The 20086-nt window shown below is 43.1% G+C and carries 28 protein-coding genes; 23 read left to right on the top strand and 5 right to left on the bottom strand.

The window, feature by feature from the left end; all coding sequences use genetic code 11:
- Positions 1–4: 4 nt before the first annotated feature.
- The 8 genes from smc to rpsP all read left to right on the top strand — a co-directional run bounded on the left by smc (position 5) and on the right by rpsP (position 8420).
- Complete coding sequence (smc, locus tag ACAW68_07570; protein ID XGA15336.1) at positions 5–3562, top strand: chromosome segregation protein SMC; 3558 nt, start codon at positions 5–7, stop codon at positions 3560–3562.
- A gap of 14 nt (positions 3563–3576) precedes the next feature.
- The gene (ftsY, locus tag ACAW68_07565; GenBank protein ID XGA15335.1) at positions 3577–4806 is read left to right on the top strand and encodes a signal recognition particle-docking protein FtsY; all 1230 of its coding nucleotides are present in this window, start codon (positions 3577–3579) and stop codon (positions 4804–4806) included.
- Entirely contained in the window at positions 4806–5147 is a 342-nt protein-coding gene (locus tag ACAW68_07560) for a putative DNA-binding protein (protein ID XGA15334.1), read from the top strand. Before ftsY ends, ACAW68_07560 begins: the two co-directional genes overlap by 1 nt.
- 3 nt (positions 5148–5150) lie before the next feature.
- Positions 5151–6614 carry a signal recognition particle protein gene (gene ffh / locus ACAW68_07555; GenBank protein ID XGA15333.1) on the top strand — a complete coding sequence of 488 codons (1464 nt, stop codon included), beginning with the start codon at positions 5151–5153 and terminating at the stop codon, positions 6612–6614.
- 2 nt (positions 6615–6616) lie between these two features.
- On the top strand, positions 6617–6754 hold the full coding sequence (locus tag ACAW68_07550) for a hypothetical protein (protein ID XGA15332.1): 138 nt from the start codon (positions 6617–6619) through the stop codon (positions 6752–6754).
- Between the two features lie 416 nt (positions 6755–7170).
- On the top strand, positions 7171–7380 hold the full coding sequence (locus tag ACAW68_07545; GenBank protein ID XGA15331.1) for a hypothetical protein: 210 nt from the start codon (positions 7171–7173) through the stop codon (positions 7378–7380).
- Between the two features lie 53 nt (positions 7381–7433).
- The gene (locus ACAW68_07540; protein XGA15330.1) at positions 7434–7949 is read left to right on the top strand and encodes a hypothetical protein; all 516 of its coding nucleotides are present in this window, start codon (positions 7434–7436) and stop codon (positions 7947–7949) included.
- A 198-nt stretch (positions 7950–8147) separates the two neighbouring features.
- On the top strand, positions 8148–8420 hold the full coding sequence (gene rpsP / locus ACAW68_07535; GenBank protein XGA15329.1) for a 30S ribosomal protein S16: 273 nt from the start codon (positions 8148–8150) through the stop codon (positions 8418–8420).
- 60 nt (positions 8421–8480) lie between these two features.
- Here the strand turns inward: rpsP and ACAW68_07530 are convergent, their stop codons facing one another.
- Entirely contained in the window at positions 8481–9548 is a 1068-nt protein-coding gene (locus ACAW68_07530) for a tyrosine-type recombinase/integrase (GenBank protein ID XGA15328.1), read from the bottom strand.
- Positions 9549–9817: 269 nt separating this feature from the next.
- On the opposite strand from ACAW68_07530, the gene ACAW68_07525 reads away from it, so the two are divergent.
- Positions 9818–10438: a hypothetical protein gene (locus ACAW68_07525; GenBank protein ID XGA15327.1), complete on the top strand. Its 621-nt coding sequence runs from the start codon at positions 9818–9820 to the stop codon at positions 10436–10438.
- On the opposite strand, the gene ACAW68_07520 is transcribed toward ACAW68_07525, so the two are convergent.
- The 4 genes from ACAW68_07520 to ACAW68_07505 all read right to left on the bottom strand — a co-directional run bounded on the left by ACAW68_07520 (position 10435) and on the right by ACAW68_07505 (position 12827).
- Positions 10435–10584: a hypothetical protein gene (locus ACAW68_07520; GenBank protein XGA15326.1), complete on the bottom strand. Its 150-nt coding sequence runs from the start codon at positions 10582–10584 to the stop codon at positions 10435–10437. The two genes, ACAW68_07525 and ACAW68_07520, sit on opposite strands and share 4 nt — an antisense overlap.
- Positions 10585–10655: 71 nt before the next feature.
- On the bottom strand, positions 10656–11042 hold the full coding sequence (locus ACAW68_07515) for a DUF4429 domain-containing protein (GenBank protein XGA15325.1): 387 nt from the start codon (positions 11040–11042) through the stop codon (positions 10656–10658).
- A 199-nt stretch (positions 11043–11241) separates the two neighbouring features.
- Positions 11242–12483: an ImmA/IrrE family metallo-endopeptidase gene (locus tag ACAW68_07510; protein ID XGA15324.1), complete on the bottom strand. Its 1242-nt coding sequence runs from the start codon at positions 12481–12483 to the stop codon at positions 11242–11244.
- A gap of 5 nt (positions 12484–12488) precedes the next feature.
- Positions 12489–12827, bottom strand: a complete 339-nt coding sequence (locus ACAW68_07505; protein XGA15323.1) for a helix-turn-helix domain-containing protein — start codon at positions 12825–12827, stop codon at positions 12489–12491.
- Positions 12828–13074: 247 nt separating this feature from the next.
- Here ACAW68_07505 and ACAW68_07500 point away from each other — a divergent pair, with 247 nt between their 5' ends.
- From ACAW68_07500 to ACAW68_07435, 14 genes are all read left to right on the top strand, one after another.
- Entirely contained in the window at positions 13075–13284 is a 210-nt protein-coding gene (locus tag ACAW68_07500; protein ID XGA15322.1) for a helix-turn-helix domain-containing protein, read from the top strand.
- Between the two features lie 2 nt (positions 13285–13286).
- Positions 13287–13841 carry a Rha family transcriptional regulator gene (locus tag ACAW68_07495; GenBank protein ID XGA15321.1) on the top strand — a complete coding sequence of 185 codons (555 nt, stop codon included), beginning with the start codon at positions 13287–13289 and terminating at the stop codon, positions 13839–13841.
- A gap of 103 nt (positions 13842–13944) precedes the next feature.
- Complete coding sequence (locus ACAW68_07490) at positions 13945–14691, top strand: phage antirepressor KilAC domain-containing protein (protein ID XGA15320.1); 747 nt, start codon at positions 13945–13947, stop codon at positions 14689–14691.
- A gap of 2 nt (positions 14692–14693) precedes the next feature.
- Positions 14694–14987, top strand: coding sequence for a hypothetical protein (locus tag ACAW68_07485; protein ID XGA15319.1), 294 nt, complete (start codon positions 14694–14696; stop codon positions 14985–14987).
- Positions 14980–15153 carry a hypothetical protein gene (locus tag ACAW68_07480; GenBank protein XGA15318.1) on the top strand — a complete coding sequence of 58 codons (174 nt, stop codon included), beginning with the start codon at positions 14980–14982 and terminating at the stop codon, positions 15151–15153. The genes ACAW68_07485 and ACAW68_07480 overlap by 8 nt, the downstream gene beginning before the upstream one ends.
- A 2-nt stretch (positions 15154–15155) precedes the next feature.
- Positions 15156–15314: a hypothetical protein gene (locus ACAW68_07475; protein XGA15317.1), complete on the top strand. Its 159-nt coding sequence runs from the start codon at positions 15156–15158 to the stop codon at positions 15312–15314.
- Positions 15315–15445: 131 nt separating this feature from the next.
- Entirely contained in the window at positions 15446–15712 is a 267-nt protein-coding gene (locus tag ACAW68_07470) for a hypothetical protein (GenBank protein ID XGA15316.1), read from the top strand.
- The gene (locus tag ACAW68_07465; protein ID XGA15315.1) at positions 15699–16013 is read left to right on the top strand and encodes a hypothetical protein; all 315 of its coding nucleotides are present in this window, start codon (positions 15699–15701) and stop codon (positions 16011–16013) included. Before ACAW68_07470 ends, ACAW68_07465 begins: the two co-directional genes overlap by 14 nt.
- Before the next feature lie 77 nt (positions 16014–16090).
- Entirely contained in the window at positions 16091–16282 is a 192-nt protein-coding gene (locus ACAW68_07460) for a hypothetical protein (GenBank protein ID XGA15314.1), read from the top strand.
- Positions 16282–16449: a hypothetical protein gene (locus tag ACAW68_07455; protein XGA15313.1), complete on the top strand. Its 168-nt coding sequence runs from the start codon at positions 16282–16284 to the stop codon at positions 16447–16449. Before ACAW68_07460 ends, ACAW68_07455 begins: the two co-directional genes overlap by 1 nt.
- Entirely contained in the window at positions 16446–17144 is a 699-nt protein-coding gene (locus ACAW68_07450; protein ID XGA15312.1) for an AAA family ATPase, read from the top strand. The genes ACAW68_07455 and ACAW68_07450 overlap by 4 nt, the downstream gene beginning before the upstream one ends.
- Before the next feature lie 2 nt (positions 17145–17146).
- On the top strand, positions 17147–17719 hold the full coding sequence (locus tag ACAW68_07445; GenBank protein XGA15311.1) for a DUF669 domain-containing protein: 573 nt from the start codon (positions 17147–17149) through the stop codon (positions 17717–17719).
- Positions 17719–18600, top strand: a complete 882-nt coding sequence (locus tag ACAW68_07440; protein ID XGA15310.1) for a hypothetical protein — start codon at positions 17719–17721, stop codon at positions 18598–18600. Before ACAW68_07445 ends, ACAW68_07440 begins: the two co-directional genes overlap by 1 nt.
- A 3-nt stretch (positions 18601–18603) precedes the next feature.
- Positions 18604–20013, top strand: a complete 1410-nt coding sequence (locus ACAW68_07435; protein XGA15309.1) for a DUF5906 domain-containing protein — start codon at positions 18604–18606, stop codon at positions 20011–20013.
- The last annotated feature ends 73 nt before the right edge of the window (positions 20014–20086 follow it).

Raw genomic sequence — 20086 nt, 5'->3', positions numbered from 1 at the left:
CGGTATGAAATTAAAAACATTGGAGATTGGTGGATTTAAATCATTCGCCGATCGTACCAAGATTGAATTTATGCCAGGAATCACAGGGGTTGTTGGACCGAATGGTTCTGGTAAATCAAACATCATCGAATCGATTCGCTGGGTTATGGGTGAACAATCTGCCAAAGGATTGCGTGGTGACAAAATGTCGGACGTCATCTTTGGTGGAACGGCACAACGCGCGCCACTTAACCGTGCGGAAGTGTCGATTACGTTCGACAACACAGACCATTATTTGAATTCAGAGTATTCTGAAATTCGAATTACCCGTACGCTGTACCGTAATGGTGATTCACGTTACCAAATTAACGGTACGACGGTACGCTTGAAGGATATCCATGAGTTGTTTATGGATTCTGGATTGGGACGCGAAAGTTTCTCAATCATTTCGCAGGGCCGTGTGGAAAGCATTTTTAGTGCTAAGCCTGAAGATCGACGAACGATTATCGAAGATGTCGCAGGTGTTTATAAGTACAAGCAAAACAAGGACAAAGCCGAGAAAGAATTGACGGGTGTCCAAGAAAACTTGAACCGTGTCCAAGATATTTTGTATGAATTGGAAGGACGTGTTGAGCCGTTGGCTGAGCAGTCAGCGAAGGCACAAGATTATCTTGAAACCAAGAAGCAATTTGACAAGCTTGACCAATCACGTTTGGTTTTGGAATTGACTGATTGGTACAATGAGCAAACTGAAATCGCCCGTGAGTTGGCTGGTGCTGAGCAAGCTAGTGATGAACAAGCAAAAGTTGTGAAGCAACAGACGGACTCTTTGACGGCGATGAAGGATGAGCGAACCCAAGCAGAAACAGCTCGTCAAGAAGCACAAGACAAGTTGTTGGCGTTGACGACTGCTGTTGAGCAATTGAGCGGTGAGCAAAAGTTGCAAGCAGAGCGTTCAGCAAATCGTTCAAATGCGACGCGTGAATTAAAGGCGCAAATTGCGCAGGTTGAATCACGTCTGGCTGATTTGAAGGTGACGGAAGCAACGCGTCAAAAGAAGGTGGCTAGTCAAAAAGAATCTGCAGACGAATTGCGTTTGCAGATTACTGAATTGACGGCCTCACATCCACGTCAACAAGAAGCGGCGGTTAGCGAGGAAATCGAACAAGTTCGTGCAAACTTAGTTGATGCGATGCAAGCATTGACGACGGCTAAGAATCAACAGTCATATTTGGCGCAAGAACATGAACGAAATGATGCTGAGTCTGCCCGTTTACAACAACGTAGCACGTTGTTGGACGAGCAAATTGCTACAGCAACGGCGAATGTGAAAACTGCGCAAGCTGAGGTTGATGAGGCGACGACCGTTTTGGCAGATGCCCAAGCTGAGTTTGTCCGTTTGCAAACCGCTGGTAAGGAGCTTGAAGCGAAAAGTCAGGCCCAACGCCAAGAATGGTTTAGCAAGATGGAAGAGGATCAACGATTGTCAACGCGTTTGCAATCGTTGAGTCGCTTGTCAGAAAACTATGATGGCTATTTCCAAGGTGTGCGTAACTTGATGAAGGCCAAGGATAATTTCCAAGGCATTCATGGGGTTTTGGCTGAATTGATTTCAGTTGAAGCACCTCACCAAACGGCGATTGAAACGGCTCTTGGTGGTGCGTTGCAAAACGTGGTCGTGACTGATGAACAAGTTGGTAAGCAAGCCATTCGCTACTTGACGGAACACCGTTTAGGACGTGTCACGTTCTTGCCACTGTCAACGATTCGTTCACGTGAATTGCAACAGGGACAAATTGAGACTGCCCAAAACCAACCTGGGTTTATCGGCATTGCGGCTGACTTGGTGAAGACGGATGTCACTTACAACACGGTTGTGAAAAACTTGTTGGGCACGACGGTGATTGCCAATTCGATGGATGAGGCGGTACCAATGGCCCGCGCATTGCAACAACGGGTTCGCATTGTAACCCTTGATGGTCAAGTAATGAATGCCGGTGGATCAATGACTGGTGGGGCAAATCGTAACCAAGGGAACGGGTTGCTTTCACAGCAGAACGAAGTGGAAACATTGACGGCGCAAGTTGCGACGTTACATGATGAAACGGCTGTTTTGGAACGCCAGGTTCGTGAAATTGATGCTGAGTTGCAAAACGTGACGGCGTCATTTAATGAACAACAAGCTAAGGTGCTAGCGGCTAACGAACGTGCACAACAAGCAACGGCCAAGTTGCAAGTTGCTGAAGAACGTTTGGCACAAGTGCAAAAAGAGAAGACGGCATTAAGTTATGAATTTAATGTCTCAAGCTCAGGCACAGCTGATCATGAAACAATGGTTGCAGAGAATGCTTCTGAAGTCACTAATTTGACGGCTAAGCAAGCTAAGTTGCAAGCACAATTAACTGAATTGACTGATGAGCGTACGGAATTGTTAGCTCGCATTTCAGATGCTGATACAGAGTTGACGGAATTGCGCGCTGAATTGGCAACGGCTCAAGCCAACGTGCAAGCTGCGCAAGTACGTCACGAAGATATCGTTGAACAAATTGAAGCTGAACAAGCTCGTTTGAACAACTATCAACAACAAATGACCGATTTGACGTCTGATCAAAGTGACGTACAACAACGTTTGTCATCTGAATTGGCGACGGCCAATGCTGATAAAGACGCAACCACTAATTTGTTGGCTGAGTTGACGGAGCGATTGGCTGACTTGAATGACCGCATTAACGTTGCGGAGGGGATGCTTGTCCAAGCGCAAGAAGCGCAGACGGATGCCATGTCAACGCTAAGCAAGTTGAGTGGCCGTCAAGGAGAGTTGCGTGCCGCAATTCAAAATGGTGAGCGCACGTTGGAAGAAACGTATGACACTTCATTTGAGTTTGCCAAGGCTGAGATGTCTGACATGCCAATTGACAGTATTCGTACACAATTGAAGCTGTTGAAGCAAGGCTTGGCTGAAATCGGAAACGTTAACTTAAACGCTATCGAAGAGTATGCTGAGGTTAAGGAGCGTTATGACTTCTTGACGCAACAACAAACTGATTTGATTGACGCACAAGACAATCTCCGTCAAACAATGTCAGAGATGGATGAAGAAGTTGAAACGCGCTTCAAGGAAACGTTTGATGCGATTGCAGCGCACTTCTCAGAAATCTTTGTGAAGATGTTTGGTGGCGGTCAAGCCAAGCTCGAACTCACTGACCCAGAACACCTGTTGACAACAGGGGTTGATATTAAGGCTCAGCCACCTGGTAAGAAATTCCAGCAAATGAGTCTTTTGTCTGGTGGTGAGAAGGCGCTAACAGCGATTAGTTTGCTGTTTGCAATTCTTGAAGTTCGTCCTGTGCCGTTTGCGGTTTTGGATGAAACAGAAGCAGCGCTTGATGAAGCCAACGTTGACCGTTTTGCACGTTATTTGCATGAAGTTAATGATCGTACCCAATTTATCGTGATTACTCACCGTAAGGGTACGATGACGAACGCAGACGTACTTTACGGTGTTACTATGCAAGAGCCAGGTGTCTCAACGATGGTATCGGTTAACTTGCAAGAGCTAGACAATACGCTAGCAGAAAATTAATGGGGAAATGAACAATGGGATTGTTTGATTTTTTTAAGAAAAAGCCTGAAACCCCAACTGTCAAAGTTGAAGTGTTGTACCCAAACACATGGGAAAATGGGGAAGCACCAGCTGAACCAACATCACTAGCGGCGGAAGTGTTGCAACCAACTGCTGGTCAAGCAGTTGAGATTGTGATGCCGACGCATGAGGAGGTCGCACCCGTTGTGGCTGAACCAGAAGCTGAAACGGAAACAGTTGAACCGGTTGTAGAACCGGAAGCAGAAGTTGTCGCTGAATCTGAAGCACCAGTTGCCGAGGTAACTTCTGAAACGAACTTGGACGAAGGATTGACGAAGACGCGTAAGACTTGGTCAGAGCGTTGGAATGCCTTTATGGCCAACTTCCGTTCAGTCGACGAGGATTTCTTCGAAGATTTGGAAGAAACGTTGATTGGCGCTGACGTCGGTGCCGCGACGGCATTGCAATTGACCGATGAGTTGCGCGATGAAGTTAAGTTGAAGAACGCTAAGAGCAAGGCTGATATCTCACGTGTTATCGTGGATAAGTTGGTCGAGCATTATCGTTCACAAGGTGTTAATGAAGATGCATCAATGCACTTTGCACCTGAAGGTCCAACGGTTATTTTGTTCGTTGGTGTTAACGGTGTTGGTAAGACGACGACGATTGGTAAGATGTCAGCTCGCTACAAGGCTGAAGGCAAGAAGGTGTTGTTGGCAGCAGCGGATACGTTCCGTGCGGGAGCAACACAACAATTGCAAGCCTGGGGTGAGCGTAACGACATTCCGGTTGTCGCTGGTGAGCCGAATGCTGATCCGGCTTCAGTTGTGTACGATGGTGTGAAGACGGCCATTGAAACGAATGCCGATGTGCTATTTGTCGACACGGCTGGTCGTTTGCAAAATAACGTGAACTTGATGCAAGAGTTGGCAAAGATGAAGCGTATTATCACGCGTGAGTTGCCAAACGAGCCACAAGAAGTCTTGTTGGCTTTGGATGCCACGACGGGTCAAAACGCTTTGCAACAAGCACGCTTGTTCAAGGATTCAACTGACGTGACGGGAATTGTTTTGACTAAGTTGGATGGTACTGCCAAGGGTGGTATTATCTTGCCAATTCGAAACGAATTGCACTTGCCAGTTAAGTGGGTTGGACTTGGTGAACAAGTTGGTGACTTGCAACCATTCGACGCCGATGACTTTGCAAAGAGTTTGTTTGGTAGTTTGTTGGAGGATGAGAAGTAATGGAGCTAGAAAAAAACACGCGCTTGAATGCCTTGTTTGATTTCTATCAACCATTGCTGACGTCTAAGCAAAACGACTATTTGCAGTTGTACTACGCTGACGATTATTCGCTGGGTGAGATTGCTGAAGAATTTGAGGTCTCACGCCAAGCCGTGTATGATAATCTAAAGCGCAGCACACAATTGCTGGAAGATTATGAAGCCAAGTTACACTTGTTTGCCGATTATCTTCAGCGCCAAGCTGCGGCCGAGCAATTAAACGACTATATTCAAGAAAAGTATCCCAATGATGCTGAGCTAACTCATTTAGCTGAGCGTTTGGTGACATTAGAAGAGGAGTAAACCATGGCCTTTGAAGGTTTGACGGAGCGATTGCAAAACGCCTTGAGCGGATTGCGTCGCAAGGGAAAGGTGACAGATGCGGACTTGCGCGAGACAATGCGCGAGATTCGTCTAGCATTGTTGGAAGCCGACGTTAACTTCACGGTTGTTAAGGACTTTATTCGTAACGTCCGTGAAAAGGCGGCTGGTGCTAAGGTGTTGGAAGGGTTGAACCCTGCCCAACAAATTGTTTCAATTGTTAATGATGAATTGACTGCCATGATGGGTGAGTCAGATGTGCCATTGAACGTATCTGACAAGATTCCAACGGTTATCATGATGGTTGGTTTGCAAGGAGCTGGTAAGACGACTACGGCCGGAAAGCTAGCTTTGAAGTTGAAGAACGAGAAGAACGCACGTCCATTGATGATTGCAGCCGACGTTTACCGTCCCGCTGCCATTGATCAATTGAAGACGTTGGGTGAGCAAATTGATGTGCCTGTTTTTGAAATGGGAACAGATGCTGATCCACGTGACATCGTGCGCCAAGGTTTGGCTAAGGCGGCTGAATTGAAGTCAGATTACGTCTTCATTGACGCGGCTGGTCGTTTGCAAATCGACGAAGCGTTGATGCAAGAGTTGGCTGACGTTAAGGAAATCGCTAACCCAGATGAAATCTTGTTGGTTGTCGATGCCATGACTGGACAAAACGCAGTGGAAACGGCTGAAGGCTTTAACGAGCGTTTGGACGTTACTGGTGTTGTTTTGACTAAGTTGGATGGTGATACACGTGGCGGAGCGGCTTTGTCAATTCGTGCCGTTACGGGTAAGCCAATCAAGTTCGTCGGTCAAGGTGAGAAGATGGCTGATTTGGATGTCTTCTATCCAGATCGTATGGCGAGCCGTATCCTTGGTATGGGTGACTTGTTGACGTTGATTGAAAAGGCCCAAAAGGACTTTGACGAAAAGCAAGCAGCCGAGACAATGGAAAAGATGAAGTCAAACACGTTTGACTTTAACGACTTCATTGCCCAAATGGATCAAGTGCAAAACATGGGACCAATCGAAGACTTGTTGAAGATGATCCCAGGTATGGCTAACAATCCAGCTTTGGCCAACGTGAAGGTTGACCCTAAGGATATGGCGCACATTAAGGCCATTGTCATGTCAATGACGCCTGCTGAGCGTGAGAACCCAGATTTGTTGAACCCATCACGTCGTCGTCGTTTGGCGGCTGGTGCTGGACGTCCGGTTGTTGAAGTTAACCGTTTGATCAAGCAATTCAATGAAATGAAGAAGATGATGAGCGGTATGATGAACGGTAACATGGCCGGCATGGAACAAATGATGGGTGCCATGGGTGGCGGCATGCCAGGAATGCCAGGTGGAATGCCTGGTATGGGCGGTGGCCTAAAGGGCAAGATGGCAAACATGGCGATGAAGCAAATGGCTCGTCGTATTCAAAAGAACAAGAAGAAGCGTCGTTAATTATGGGTCGTTATTTACTAGATGATAAGACGAAAGCCATGAACGTAAAGTACCAATCTGAAAAGAAGGGTGCCGTTTCAAAGGCTGATAAGGTAGCAATGTTGCGTGAGCAAATGCTAGCTAAGAAGAATAAGAAGTAATCAATTAGGTCAGAGATTCCGTCTCTGACCTTTTTTGTCGGCGTTTTGTTCAGAGATTCGTTACAGTTTCATCCTGAAAATATCGCACCTATCAGCGATACTATAAACATCGATCACCCGCTAGCGACGAAATAAAGTCATGCGCATGGGTTTGTTTCACTTATTGTGATCACAATTTGCAAAAGGCTCAATTGTCGCGACGGTGATAATCGGGTCTTTTGTTTTAAAGAGATTTATCAGCAATCAACGATACTTTTGGTACGGATTGCTGGTAAGTCTTTTATTTTTTGAAAACGTTTTCAAAAATTCATAAATTAAGTGATTTACATTAACGCTTTAGAAAAGCAATCGTCGTTATCTAGTTGTAAACTAACTGTAATAAATAAAGTTAGGACATATCTAGGGGGAATACGATTATGGAAACACGTGTCACACATGCGCGGCGTACGCGAACGATTGCTACAGCGCTAGTCTTGTTGTTTGGTTTGTTGCTATTTGCTGGTGTTGTAACAGCGTTGGAAACAACTGCGATCGCTGCACAACAAAGTAGTGATTTGGTTACATCTGAAGTATTAACGACTGTGTCGACCTCAGAAGTAACAGCTGAACCAGTTGTTGCAAAATAAAAGCTAGATGAGCTCAGGCGACTGAGCTTATTTTTTTGAAATGGTACGTGCGTATGAAACAAAAGATGCAATTGAAAGAAGCGAGTAAGTGGTTTAGTATGGGGCTGCTTTTGGGGATGGTAGGCGTTGGACTGACGATTGGCGGGATTGAAATCAAAGAACGTCGCGCAGACGCGCAACGAGTAACTGTCGTCCATGACGAAAAAAAGACCTTGCCGATTAAGGTTGGTTCAGCGCAACCGCTAAAGTTGGCAGATACGGCTGTTAAAGTTGATCCAAACGTCCAGCATTTGACGATGGAACAACGTATTGCGCTAATGATGCTATCTGCGGGCGCAACCGTGGCCGACGATACCAAGCTATATGCATCACCGCAGGGAAATGGTGAAACGTGGCTGCTTGATAGTGACGGTAATAAACTCATTGTCTTAAAGTTTGTTGATGGTACGAAACGAACAGTAACCTTTATGGATGGTCGTACGGTGGATGTCGACTTGAATCAAGCGTATGCGTCGTTACATGCGACACAGGCGTATCGTGATTTAACTGATAATATTATCGTTGAATAGCCAAAAGTGGTTGTTTTCTATTTAAATTTTTCACAGAGTGCGCTAAAATATTAACTTATTGCAAGTGAAGTAGCGCCTCGAGCCCGCTAAAACGTTGATTTTTGAAGAAATTTCAACGTGTAAAGGAAAAACACTTTACAGGCACTCGAGAAACTGTTATTATAATTCTTGTAGAAAAACAACTGGAGGAAAATAAACATGGCTGTTAAGATTCGTTTGAAGCGCATGGGTTCAAAGAAGCGCCCATTCTACCGTGTGGTAGTTGCTGACTCACGTTCACCACGTGATGGTCGATTCATCGAAACTGTTGGTACGTACAACCCATTGGTTGAGCCTGCCGAAGTTAAGTTGAACGAAGAATTGGTATTGTCATGGTTGAACAACGGTGCTCAACCATCAGATACTGTTAAGAACTTGTTGTCTAACGCAGGCATCATGAAGAAGTTCCACGAAGCTAAGTTCTCAAAGTAATTTGAGGCTTGCTACATAGGCATTTATAAGGGTTTTGGTCACTTTTGGTCACTCAAACAATTATTCATTGTCTAGGACATGAAGAGTTAGCTCATCTTGAGCTAGCTCTTTTTCTTTTAGCATGTGGGCGTATATCTGAAGTGTGACACTAACATTTGCGTGACCAACGCGCTTGCTGACATAGTCAATATCAACACCGTTGTGGAGTAGGTATGATACGTGTGAGTGGCGCAAGCCGTGAAAGTGTATTGGTTGAATATCTGCTTCACGTACCAAGTCCTGCATTTCTAGGCTGACACGAGCTGTATTCATTTTATTTTCAATTAGGTTGTCTTGACCGGTCATCTTAAAAAAGTCGCTCAAAACAGCTGACAATCGCTTAGAGATAGCAATCGTACGAACTGATGACTTAGTCTTTGGTTCAGTGACTTTGCGTGTAGATGATGAGTAGGCCTTGTTGATCGTCAAATGGTTCTCTGAGATGTCTGCCTTGGTTAGGGCTTGTACTTCACCAAGACGTGCACCAGTTTCTAGTGCGACAAGTGCCATGATGTAGAATGGGCGAGTTTGCATCTCATCTGTCTTTGAATACAAAAAGTCTTGCAACTTGGTGAAGTCTGCAGCGTTCAAAAAGTTGTCTCCTTTATCCACGACTTGACCAGCTGGTTGCAGACGAGTGAAGATGTCACGCTTGATAATACCGTCAAGGTAAGCATCACGCAACGACGTCTTAATCAAAGTTAGGATGTCACGAGCGTACTTCTTAGAATGAGTTTCACCAAATGTGTTTAGCTCCTTCTGTAGACTCAAGGTCGTCAATTTCTCCATAATCATGCCAGCGAATACCTTATCAATTAGGTTAGCAGCAGTTTTGTATCGAGTGTAGGTAGACGCACGGACAGTGCCTTGCTTGGTCGTTTCAATCCAATTTCTGAAATAAGCTGGAAAGGTGAGTTTCCCTGCGTTGACGTCAGCGCCATCAATGATTTGTGTTTCGAGCTTGGTAGCCCATTCAGTAGCTTCACGCTTTGTGTCGAACGTCTTACTTGGTTGTTGACGTTCACCTTTGGCATCAACATAAGATGCACGAGCGCGCCACTTGTTGCCACGTTTAGTTATACTTGCCATAATTAGATTAAACCTAACCTTTACATAAAAAATTTAGGCAGTTTAAAGACATACCCGGGTCTGGTACAATTAAATACGTAAACAGGGCAGTAATGTTCTGTTTTGTTCGATACACGCACACTACTTGTTTGGCGACGGGAGTGTGCGTGTTTTTGAGTTCAAATTTAATATTGTAATAGCGATTAAATCAGCATGATACAATGTGCTTTGAATCACCAGTCGGAATGTTATAATTAAGTTATTCCGAAACAGAATATAAAGGTGAAAATATGAAAGAAATAATTACATTTTTAATCGTCTCTGGTGGATTGGGGTTTTTTAATCTGTACATCGCACAAGAAAGCGATTTATTATATTTTGGAAAATATAATAAAGAAGAGCGCTTGGCCTGGCTATCCATCTATTCAGTTTTGAATTTTTTGTTCATTAAGCTATGTTTTCTAATTTATGAAAATATCAATTCTCTAACGTACGGAAAAATACTAAGTGTGTTAATCGCTTTGGTGATAATTATTCTGGATGTCATTATGACTTTTGTTTTACCGATTGTGCTCAATAAAATGATTGAATGTGTGCGACGTTTAATGAACAAAGAGTCTCGTTCATACCTTCCACCAACGAATTCGTTTTTTGAAGATATTGATCAATGGCGTTTATACGCTTTCGATTTCGACGGAAATTTAATTAACGCAGGGTCAATACTTCAAGCTACGGAAGAGCGTCAAACAAACTTTTTACTAATGCTACGACCATCTTTGCCCACAGATAGAGAAAATTACCAAACCTTCTTGTCCACATCATTAGAGTTGGCGCAACATGGTATGATTCAAATTTGTGAGCTGACGGATTACACCAATAAAATCCATTTCGTTAAAATCAAAGAAATCTAGTTTTCCTTTGATTTTAAATTTTCCTTCAAGCGTGAGAATGTGTCTAGGTAATCTTCAGGTGTTTCTCCACGACTGCTTTTGGGCATACTGCGCGTCTCAGTTGTTGGCATTGACTTTTTAAATTCTTGCCATGTATCGTTACTCATATCAATTCCTTTCACGCCTCACTCAATCGAGTGGGGCTTTTATGTATCCCGCTAAATAGGCGGAGAGACAGTTAGTTGTTACTGATAATTGCTGATTCGATAGCTTGCTTGATTAGAAGAATATTTGCCTTATCTTCTTTGGCAAACGTAATAGTGTTTTCATCCTTCACAGCGTCAAATACGCCTCCCTTAACGTCCTGAGAACCGGGGTAATTAACTTGCAAATATCCGACCGTTGCCCCAGGGGCTTTCAATTGATAACCAGTAATTGAACTAAGCAGTATTGACTTTTCACCATCTAGCCCCTGTAACAGTGCATTAGCAGCACCGCCACGCGCGATACGCAAAAAATTATTATCCAAACGTACTGTTTGCTTATTTTTCTTAATATAAAAAGTCTTTTCACCACTAACTTCAGGGAAAAGATCAACTTGTTCTTTGTTTCCAAACATACCCATAATACATGCTCCTCAGCTTTTAACGTCAATCCGTTCTGGACGTATATACTCCGCCTTAACGGGTGGCTTTTTTATGTATCCCCGCTTGCCGGCGGGGGTGTGCGTGTTTTTTGTTATAATAGCTGTTGAAACAAAACAATAATTTGTTTCAAGAATCATAACTACTGGCGCATCTATCTTAATTGATAGGTGCGCTTTTTTACTTAACTTGTGGCAAGTTACCAGAACGACTTTTTAAATCTTTGTAGAGTGGTTCATTAACAAATGATGGAAACAGATGCTGCAATGCATATGAAGTTACGCTTCCGCATGCTCCACAAAATCTAGCTTTTCCTGATTGTGGGTAATCACAACCAACTAAATTATTGGACCCAACATACTTGCTACTTACTTCCACGGTGTCAAAACCATCATCAAAAGGATTATACATTTCAATTTCAGGATAACCGCTGTCTGTCGACCAGTTAATAGATGAATGAGATACACCTGAACATCTATTGATTAGATACGTCCCACACACTTCACAAAAATCACCAGTATTATCATCGATTTTGTTATGACATCTAATACATTCATTAACTAATTTTGAAGGTGTACCTGATACCTTATATTTTGGATATTCAATCACTTCTTGTGCCTCTGTTTCGTGAAATTCAAAAGTGTAGTACGTGATGTGTACGTTTTTACTACCACATACAGAACAGTAATTAACATCATCCTGTCGTCTGGTTGAATTTAATGCATGACAGTCATAGCAAAAAACGAAACTAGGACTCATCAGACTTAAAAATCCAGGGGCAAGGTAATATGTCGGACGATAATCCGAATAATTTTTTCGATATATAAAATGTATTGGCTCATCATAAACGAGACTTTGTTTCCAATAAGAAACTACATAAGGGTATTTTTTGTATCTTTGAGCGGCATTATTAGCTGCGGAATAAGAAACATCGAACTTCCTAGCAATCTCATCTGCCGTTTCTGTACCCATTAAAAAAATCGGATTAATTAGAAATGCGGATGCAAAACTATTAGACTCTGCTTCAAATTGTTTATATTTTTCTTTTTCAATTCCACCTCGTGATAACACGGTGTCAGAATCTTCAAAATGCTTCATGAAATAATGACCCAGTTCATGAGCAATTGAAAATCGAATTCTTGCCATAAATGAAATATTAGGGTTATACACAAGGTAATAAAATTGTTCTCCCGATTGCTTAAGCCTATACAAGAAAGCATCTTGAGAATCAGTCGAAAATTTACGCTTCATTTTTTCAATATCACCATTTGCAAACAAGTCGGCCATTTGCTGGTATGTCATGACCGTGACGTTGTCTAGCTTATCAAGCATTTCAAAGAGGTTGAACGGAACCGTATGCGGATTGAATTTCTCATAAGCTTCTGCAACAGCTTTATTGATTCTGCGCCAGTCTAAAGCCAATTGAATCACCCCTTATTGCGCTTCAACATTCTTGCGAGATTGATTAGTTGCTGCATTTCCTCCTGATCTAGTCCATCAGTAGCATTCAGCAATTCATCAGAATTTTTTCGTGAAAGGCCGCTGGCTTCAATCTTAGGTATCATTTCATCTGAATCACCCAATAGGTAGTCGACTGAAACATTAAAATAATTGGCAATTTTTTGTGCCGTTTTTGCTGATGGTGTGGCCTTATCCCATTTTCCAATGGTACCGTTTGATATTCCCAATGTTTGTTCAAGTTTAGCGATGCTTAAGTCAGGCCGTTTTGTTTCCAGTAGTTTCTTAACCTTATCTTTTGGTGTCATAGATTTAAATCGAATAAAAGTGTTGACAATTTAGATTTCAGTCTATATAGTTATAAATGTTCACAGGAACAATGACAAATATAGCTGAGTTGAAAACACACAGTTTAAATGAGTTAACCGTTGAAACAGGAGCGTTTACCGCCCGCCAAGTTGGTAATTTAATCGCGTTTCGTTAGTTTATTTAACTGTGCCTTTATCATAGATTATTATCTATTATTTGTCAAATTAAATCTAAGGAGTGATTGAAATGTCTTTGTATGACGTAGTTTCAAAATATGCATCCGGACTTGATATGCCGATTGCAAAATTGGAAAGGCGAGCAGGAATATCGAATGGAACAGTGAGTAGATGGAATACATCAAGCCCTAGTGTTGCTAACTTGCAAAAGGTGGCGGAAGTTTTGGGGGTTGAAGTATGGCGATTGATTAAGGAATCAAAAGAAGAACAGGAGAAATAATTATGGACAAAGAATTGGTCGTTTTGAACGACGGAAAAGCAACAACAACGTCACGCCACGTTGCTGAAGTATTTGGTAAGCGTCACGACGTTGTTCTTCGCGACATCAAAATACAACTTGAAAAAATTCGTTCCACAAATTTGTGGAGTGAGAGTGGCGGTCAAGATTTGGACCACGAGTTTTTCCATGAAGAAACGTATGAAGTACGTGGACGCAAATATCCAATGTACCGAATGAACAAGAATGGTTTTGTCCTATTGGTGATGAGTTACACGGATGAGAAGTCAATGACTTTCAAAATCCGATACATTCATGCCTTCGATGAGATGGAACACACTATCCAAACTCAAGCACAGCTAAATGGCTTGTTAATGATTGAGAGCGAAGCGGATATGCGCCGTGAGCGCGAGTCTAAGAACAAGCGCAACGAGGCAATTTGGATGAATGCAATCACAAAGCAAACTCGCATGTATCTTGATACAGCTGAACGAGTGAGCGACCTAGAGCTGCGACAAGCACTTATCAACAAGGCTGGTCGTCAATTGCTGTCTGAATAAGAGAGGTGTAGTAATGGCAAAGCCTGTTCCGTCGTTCGATATGAACGACAAGCTACTCGTAAATGCACATGAAGTTGAAGCAACAGGAAGTAGAGGTTTAATAATGACAAACGAACTAATTAAGGTTCAAACGAATCAAGAAGGTGAGCAACAGGTTAGCGCTCGTGAATTGCATAAGGCAATGAATGTCAAGACACGATTTAACGAATGGTTTAAGTCAAGTTCAAAGATGTTCGTTGATGGAACTGATTACACAGGTGAAGTTACAACTGCACCTGTCGGTAATGGAGGTGTTCAACAACTAAATGATTACAACATGACATTGGACATGGCGAAGCACATCGCAATGATGTCAGGTACAGAGAAGGGAGCTGAAGTTCGAAACTACTTCATCGCAGTTGAAAAAGAACACAAGGCGTTGATGGCAGACCCACGTATTCAAATGGCGATGGGCTTGAAGTCAGCTCAACTGATGTTAGACCACAAGGACAAGATCATCGCAGAGATGACGCCCAAGGCTTTGTTTGCTGACGCAGTGTCAGCTAGTCAGTCATCAATTCTGATTGGTGAGTTGGCAAAGTTGCTTAAGCAAAACGGCGTAGATATGGGACAGAACCGTTTGTTCGGTTATCTCCGTGAAAACGGTTATCTGGTTAAGCGACAAGGTTCAGACCGGAACATGCCAACACAGAAGAGCATGGAGCTTGGCTTGTTTGAGATTAAGGAACACAACCACATCAACTCTAATGGTGTGAACGTGACTACTAAGACGCCAAAGGTGACCGGCAAGGGACAACAATATTTCATTAACAAGTTTCTTGGTAAGACTGAGGCTTTACTGGAGGTGTAAAAATGGCAACTAAGTTTCAAATGACTGAAGACCAGCAAGCACGCAAGACTGAGTATGACCGCAATGGTTGGCCACAGATTATGACGCGTGAAGATATTGAACTGTATATGCAACGTCAGTGGTTGACGATTCAGAAGTTCTACGGAAGCCGACCAGATTGGCCAGTACGTAAGGTTGGTGAAGTGTGGTCAGTACCACTAGATGATTGGCGAGGTTTCTTATCGGCTTTCTACACTGGACGTGTGTACGAAGGGTTAGCAGACGTGCAATACGGAGGCAAATATACAGATGACTAACTTATTGATGGGAATCGGCTTGGTGTTGAGCTGGATTGCGATTGCAGGTGTTGCGTTGTACTTCGTCAGCAAGCTAGGAGCACATGCACCGGTCAAGCCACGATACAAGAAGCAGATTGAGGCTTACACCAACACACAAGCTAAGAACAAGTATATGGAGGATTGACGATGTTATACATTGCACTTTGGGCGGCGTTCGGCGGGTTTGCGTTGATGATTGTTGCCTACAACCTATTTGAGTTGATTAAGTTTGTGTGGTTCAAGCGAATTGGACCAACAATCTATTACTTGATCACTGGCGACGCCGACGCATTACCACGTCACTAACAGTTGAATATGGGTCGCGCATCGCCAGATGCACATCAACCACTTACATGTAATATTTTTTCTCTTACTGTTTGTCTCTTAACAACATGTTGGTGTGTGTCTTGGGGTGTGCGACCCAGAAAGGAATGGAAATGAACGAGTTTACTCCGGAAATGATTTCACCGAAACAATTGTTTTCAATCTTCATCGTTCAAGGCGTCGAAAACTTGTACGACGAAGATTTGGCTGACCAATTAGGAACTAGTGTGACTGCGGTGCACATGATGCGTGAAGCAAAGTTTACTGGCATCTCAATGCCGCCTTGGTTGGCATTGAATGTACATCGTCTTTTGTCAGAAAAGCACCATCTTATTGAATTCACAAAACAAGTATTGGAGGACGATCATGGCGGATTATGATATTGGATCAACAGGTGTTGCGCATTTGCATCACAGCTTTGCACCAGATAAGGAGTTTGACATCGAAGCAGAGCGTAAGCGCATTTTGCAAAATAACGGTCGTTTGGAACGCCGTACTACTTGGGTAACGCCTGGTGAAAATCAAGTGAAGAAAGATGAGTACGAAAGTCGGTACCAAGTGTTCAAGAAGATGCAAGACGCAGGTAAATCAGCAAGTGAAATTGCATCAGCTATTGGAGTGTCTAAGGTGACGTTGTCATCGATTCGTTATCGTGGACGTTACCAAAAAGAAAACGCCTAACGGCTGCAACCGTTAAGCGTCTGGGTATTTCAATTTCAGCGTTGAATACCCGTTCAGATTAACACAAGGAGAATGGTATGGCAATTTTTACTAACCGCGATTACGAACCAGATGATGATCCAGCGCCTTGGGGTGTTGATTGGCAAGGTGACGAAATCGAAGTTGGAGAAGAAGATGTTGTACTCATCAACAGTGAATACGTTCGTCTTGATGATGCAGCGGACTGGCTAGTTGCCAATTCAACTCCTGTAAATACGGAGGATATGTAATGGCACAAGCCAACATCGACCGATACAAGGACAATGTGCGACGAACACTAGGCGACTTGTATTGGCAACAATTCACAGGTGAAGACAAGACAGTTATCAAACTTGCACTCCAAGATTTGCAAGTTGAAATCAAAGAAGCAGTTGAGCGATTGGAGGAGGAAGCGTGAAGTTTTACAAAGAAGGTGAAATTCCTAATGTGGGAAACATGTACTTTGTATACGGTGGGAAGTCTACTGGAAAAACGTACATGGCCACACAGTTTAAAGGCAAGAAGCTGATGTTTAATTTTGATGGCTCAACGAACGCCGTTGCGAGTACAAAAGACATTCGAGTTATTGCATTTGAACATTCAGACGCACCAAACATTCAGCGTGATCTCATGTACTGGTTAGATAACCAGCTATACCAGGTCAATGAGAATGGGAAACGAGTACTTACTGATGAGTTCAGTGCAATCATCTTGGACAACGTAACAGCTTTACAAAATTGGGTTATCAATAATGTTGAAAATGCCAGCAAAGACGGACGTCAAAACTGGAATTTGGTACAAATGTGGTTCCGAGATTTAGCAATGTGGTTGCGGGGCACTAACTTACCTGTCTTGGCCACTGCTCACGAATTAAACACGGGGCTGGTTAATCCTATTGGATCGCCATTATTCAAACCTGATATGAATGACAAAACATTCAATGCATTTGCAGCACCATTTGATATGGTGGGCCATATCTCAATTAAGAACGGCGAACGCATTGTTGACCTTGACCCTGAAAAGGGAAATCAAGGTGCTAACCGACTAGACGATCGCAAAGAAGCGTTGGCTTCAGAACTAATTAATAACACAGAAAATAACGAGGAAAACTAATCATGGCATTTACTTTCAACTCAAACGACATTCAAGCACCCACTAAGCAATTGGGATTTGGGGGGGATTATCTAGTTAAGGTTCAATCTGCCGAGTATCAAGGCACAGAAGATAACCAACAACGTAAGACATACGGAGCCGACAAGTTCCACGTTGTATTCGAGGTTATGGACGGTACAGAAAAGGGTGCGACAATTCACCACTTCTTCATGGACGATTCATCAATCACTGCATACAACCCGTTCCGCTATCGAGAGATTAACGCCATGTTTGCTGGAATCGGTGGCATGAATGATGGTGTGGCCATTGAATTGAGTAACGTCACACAATTCCTACCAGAAAAGATTTTGTCAATTCGAGTGAATGAATTTGAGAAGCGAGTTACTAACCAAGGTAAGACCGTATTCAATCCAGTAATTGCCGACTTCGGTGCGCCTATTCAAGCGTCACTGCCTGATATGGCAATTGCACGACCAAATCCAAATGGTGCTGAACAATCAATTGGAGCGTTTGTCGGCGCACAACCAACGTCTGCACCCATGCCATTTGACGGTAAAGCCGATCCATTCGCCTAATGAGTTACGCAATCAAGAAGTCAGGAATATATGGCGATTATGATTTAACCGATGATTTTGACCTAATCATATACGCTGAATCATTACCACAATTCCATGACGAAATTCAGGACTTAGATGATTTTAAGAGCAGACAGGCGCAATACTTCACGCCATCTAATCTCAAAGAAGGGCTAAGACGTAGTCGAGACAACATCGCAGATGTTCAAGGTATTTTGTTCGACTTAGACCAAGTGCAAGACCGAGATGAGTTGAAAAATAATTTCTACACTCTCATGACTAAAACGAAGCTAGAGATGTATATGTGGTTAACACCATCTGCCATAGCTTCAGGGGGTCACGAGAATGGGCACAGGCTGTTTATTCCGCTTAATACACCTATTGACCCACAGCTACTGCCAAACGCCGTAGACGAGCTTACAATCGCTTTTGCAAAGGCAGGGTTTAACCTGCTCAACTACGGGGTGGACTTGGCAGCGTCAAAGACAGTTTCACGACTCATGGGGCTACCACTGCAGAAGAGCGGAACAATTGTGCCGTGGGACTTGCCAGAGCGGTTCAGGTACACGGTCAAAGCAGAATTGAAGGAATCTGGCTTTGTGCCGATATTCGGAGATGACGGATTCAGTGGGTTGAATGAACCAACGGTTGAAAACCTGACGAGTTTCATTTCCGGTTACATGGAAAAGCACACTATCACGTTTAATCAAGGCGAACGAGACAACAACTTAACTCGTTTGATTGGAGCTGTTGCCAAAGCATTCACAGGAATATCTGATGACGATTTACTCGAAGCGTTGGGTAACGTTGGGGTGTCACAACAGCTTGATAACCCAGAAAAGGATGTGACCACAAAGACAAGACGATTATTGAAAGGATAAGGTATGGACAGCAATTTGAAGCTCAGGTCTGTAAGGGCATTTGAGATTACAAAGATTCCCCACTCGTTAGATGACGTTCATGCAGGCAAAGGAACGACTGATTTCGTAGATAAGCTAGATTGGTTATCTTCGGATGTCAAAAATCTGACAAAAGATGGTGAACACGGCGACATCAAGTACACGATCAACTCTGTAACAGGATTTTCTAGGTGGTTGGTTAGTTTTGACGACTATGCCATCAAAGATGACTGGGGTTATCACTGGAATGGCAATTACTGGGAACGCATGAAGGTGAAACAAGTCTACAACATGATTGATGTAGCCATTATCACAATTGCTGACCTGTTGCATATTTCAAGCAACAAAAAGCGTGAGTTACAAAAAGACATTAAACCTTATCTGCTGGAGTTATCACGAGATTTTGATGATTCCGTAAAGCCAAACTATATTGCCTTTAAGAATTGGACATTGAACGTTAAGGTGAACAACTTCTTTCCACCTGACAAAACCATGAACATTATCGGTGGATTCGATTTTGAACCTAAGCCCGATGATTACCCTGATACATGGGTAGCTTACGCTGAATATATGTTCGGTGAAAATGCACGCTTCTTTTGGGCTTGGATGGGTTACGCCTTCCAAAACGATATGAATTGGCGGCAGGGGGCGTTGTTCTTACTTGATCCAATCGGTGGGACAGGTAAAACGTACTTTGTAACTAAGGTGACTTCTGCTTTGTTTGGGGCTAATCGCATTGGAGCGTTCAAACTCAAGAATTTACAGAATGGAAAAGAACGTTTTGAAACATCTCGTTTCGTTGATAAGTCATTGATGATTGATGACGATGCGAGTGGTGTGCAGTTTAAAGATGATGATGTGTTCAAGGCGATTTCTGGTGGTGGATTATCACCTGTTGAGCGTAAGGGTGTTGACGGTAGCGAATATCGTGTGACGGCTAAGATGATTATTAACTTGAATCAAATGCCAGTATTCAACAATTCAGGTGCAATCACTCGGCGCTTGCACATTATCAAAACTGTTGCACCTTTTGCCTCAGCAGAAGAAATCAAAATGCGTGACAACCTATTCCCAGAAGATGAGTTGATGAAAGAAATACCATCACTCGCAACGTTCGCTATTGAGATGTATCAAAAAGCAGTTGAAGAAGATTGGGAGATTATCGGCAATATTGCAGATGACATCGTTGCAACCGATCCATTTGTAGATTGGTTCAAAACAATGGAACGTGGTGAGTACAAAGCAGTTGAGCTTTATGAAAGATATGTTGAGCATTATCACGGCATGGAGTTTGACGATAAATATGATCCAATCAGCAAAAATGCGTTTGGTCGGAAAATGGCGAACTATGCCACGAAGATTAATCGGCGAGATGGAAAATACTACAAAATATAACGTTACCGATTTGTGACCGAATGTGACTGATTTTGTTACCGATTAAACCGCGCCATATAAGTCTTGTTACTGA

Origin of the sequence: Weissella confusa, from assembly GCA_041871065.1 — a bacterium.
In the GTDB taxonomy this organism is placed as follows: Bacteria; Bacillota; Bacilli; order Lactobacillales; family Lactobacillaceae; genus Weissella; species Weissella confusa_A.
Note: the sequence above shows the minus strand (reverse complement) of the source record. Positions and strands in the feature narration are given on the sequence as shown.

Excerpts from the sequence above, each read along its gene's own strand:
- ACAW68_07455 (XGA15313.1), top strand. The coding sequence starts at position 16,282 with ATGGCACAAGCCAACATCGACCGATACAAGGACAATGTGCGACGAACA.
- ACAW68_07495 (XGA15321.1), top strand. The coding sequence starts at position 13,287 with ATGGACAAAGAATTGGTCGTTTTGAACGACGGAAAAGCAACAACAACG.
- ACAW68_07460 (XGA15314.1), top strand. The coding sequence starts at position 16,091 with ATGGCAATTTTTACTAACCGCGATTACGAACCAGATGATGATCCAGCG.
- ACAW68_07545 (XGA15331.1), top strand. The coding sequence starts at position 7,171 with ATGGAAACACGTGTCACACATGCGCGGCGTACGCGAACGATTGCTACA.
- ACAW68_07480 (XGA15318.1), top strand. The coding sequence starts at position 14,980 with ATGACTAACTTATTGATGGGAATCGGCTTGGTGTTGAGCTGGATTGCG.
- ACAW68_07440 (XGA15310.1), top strand. The coding sequence starts at position 17,719 with ATGAGTTACGCAATCAAGAAGTCAGGAATATATGGCGATTATGATTTA.
- ACAW68_07560 (XGA15334.1), top strand. The coding sequence starts at position 4,806 with ATGGAGCTAGAAAAAAACACGCGCTTGAATGCCTTGTTTGATTTCTAT.
- ACAW68_07530 (XGA15328.1), bottom strand. The coding sequence starts at position 9,548 with ATGGCAAGTATAACTAAACGTGGCAACAAGTGGCGCGCTCGTGCATCT.
- ftsY (XGA15335.1), top strand. The coding sequence starts at position 3,577 with ATGGGATTGTTTGATTTTTTTAAGAAAAAGCCTGAAACCCCAACTGTC.
- ACAW68_07470 (XGA15316.1), top strand. The coding sequence starts at position 15,446 with ATGAACGAGTTTACTCCGGAAATGATTTCACCGAAACAATTGTTTTCA.
- ACAW68_07445 (XGA15311.1), top strand. The coding sequence starts at position 17,147 with ATGGCATTTACTTTCAACTCAAACGACATTCAAGCACCCACTAAGCAA.
- rpsP (XGA15329.1), top strand. The coding sequence starts at position 8,148 with ATGGCTGTTAAGATTCGTTTGAAGCGCATGGGTTCAAAGAAGCGCCCA.
- ACAW68_07550 (XGA15332.1), top strand. The coding sequence starts at position 6,617 with ATGGGTCGTTATTTACTAGATGATAAGACGAAAGCCATGAACGTAAAG.
- ACAW68_07475 (XGA15317.1), top strand. The coding sequence starts at position 15,156 with ATGTTATACATTGCACTTTGGGCGGCGTTCGGCGGGTTTGCGTTGATG.
- ACAW68_07520 (XGA15326.1), bottom strand. The coding sequence starts at position 10,584 with ATGAGTAACGATACATGGCAAGAATTTAAAAAGTCAATGCCAACAACT.
- ffh (XGA15333.1), top strand. The coding sequence starts at position 5,151 with ATGGCCTTTGAAGGTTTGACGGAGCGATTGCAAAACGCCTTGAGCGGA.
- ACAW68_07485 (XGA15319.1), top strand. The coding sequence starts at position 14,694 with ATGGCAACTAAGTTTCAAATGACTGAAGACCAGCAAGCACGCAAGACT.
- ACAW68_07500 (XGA15322.1), top strand. The coding sequence starts at position 13,075 with ATGTCTTTGTATGACGTAGTTTCAAAATATGCATCCGGACTTGATATG.
- ACAW68_07465 (XGA15315.1), top strand. The coding sequence starts at position 15,699 with ATGGCGGATTATGATATTGGATCAACAGGTGTTGCGCATTTGCATCAC.
- ACAW68_07505 (XGA15323.1), bottom strand. The coding sequence starts at position 12,827 with ATGACACCAAAAGATAAGGTTAAGAAACTACTGGAAACAAAACGGCCT.
- ACAW68_07435 (XGA15309.1), top strand. The coding sequence starts at position 18,604 with ATGGACAGCAATTTGAAGCTCAGGTCTGTAAGGGCATTTGAGATTACA.
- ACAW68_07515 (XGA15325.1), bottom strand. The coding sequence starts at position 11,042 with ATGGGTATGTTTGGAAACAAAGAACAAGTTGATCTTTTCCCTGAAGTT.
- ACAW68_07540 (XGA15330.1), top strand. The coding sequence starts at position 7,434 with ATGAAACAAAAGATGCAATTGAAAGAAGCGAGTAAGTGGTTTAGTATG.
- smc (XGA15336.1), top strand. The coding sequence starts at position 5 with ATGAAATTAAAAACATTGGAGATTGGTGGATTTAAATCATTCGCCGAT.
- ACAW68_07490 (XGA15320.1), top strand. The coding sequence starts at position 13,945 with ATGACAAACGAACTAATTAAGGTTCAAACGAATCAAGAAGGTGAGCAA.
- ACAW68_07525 (XGA15327.1), top strand. The coding sequence starts at position 9,818 with ATGAAAGAAATAATTACATTTTTAATCGTCTCTGGTGGATTGGGGTTT.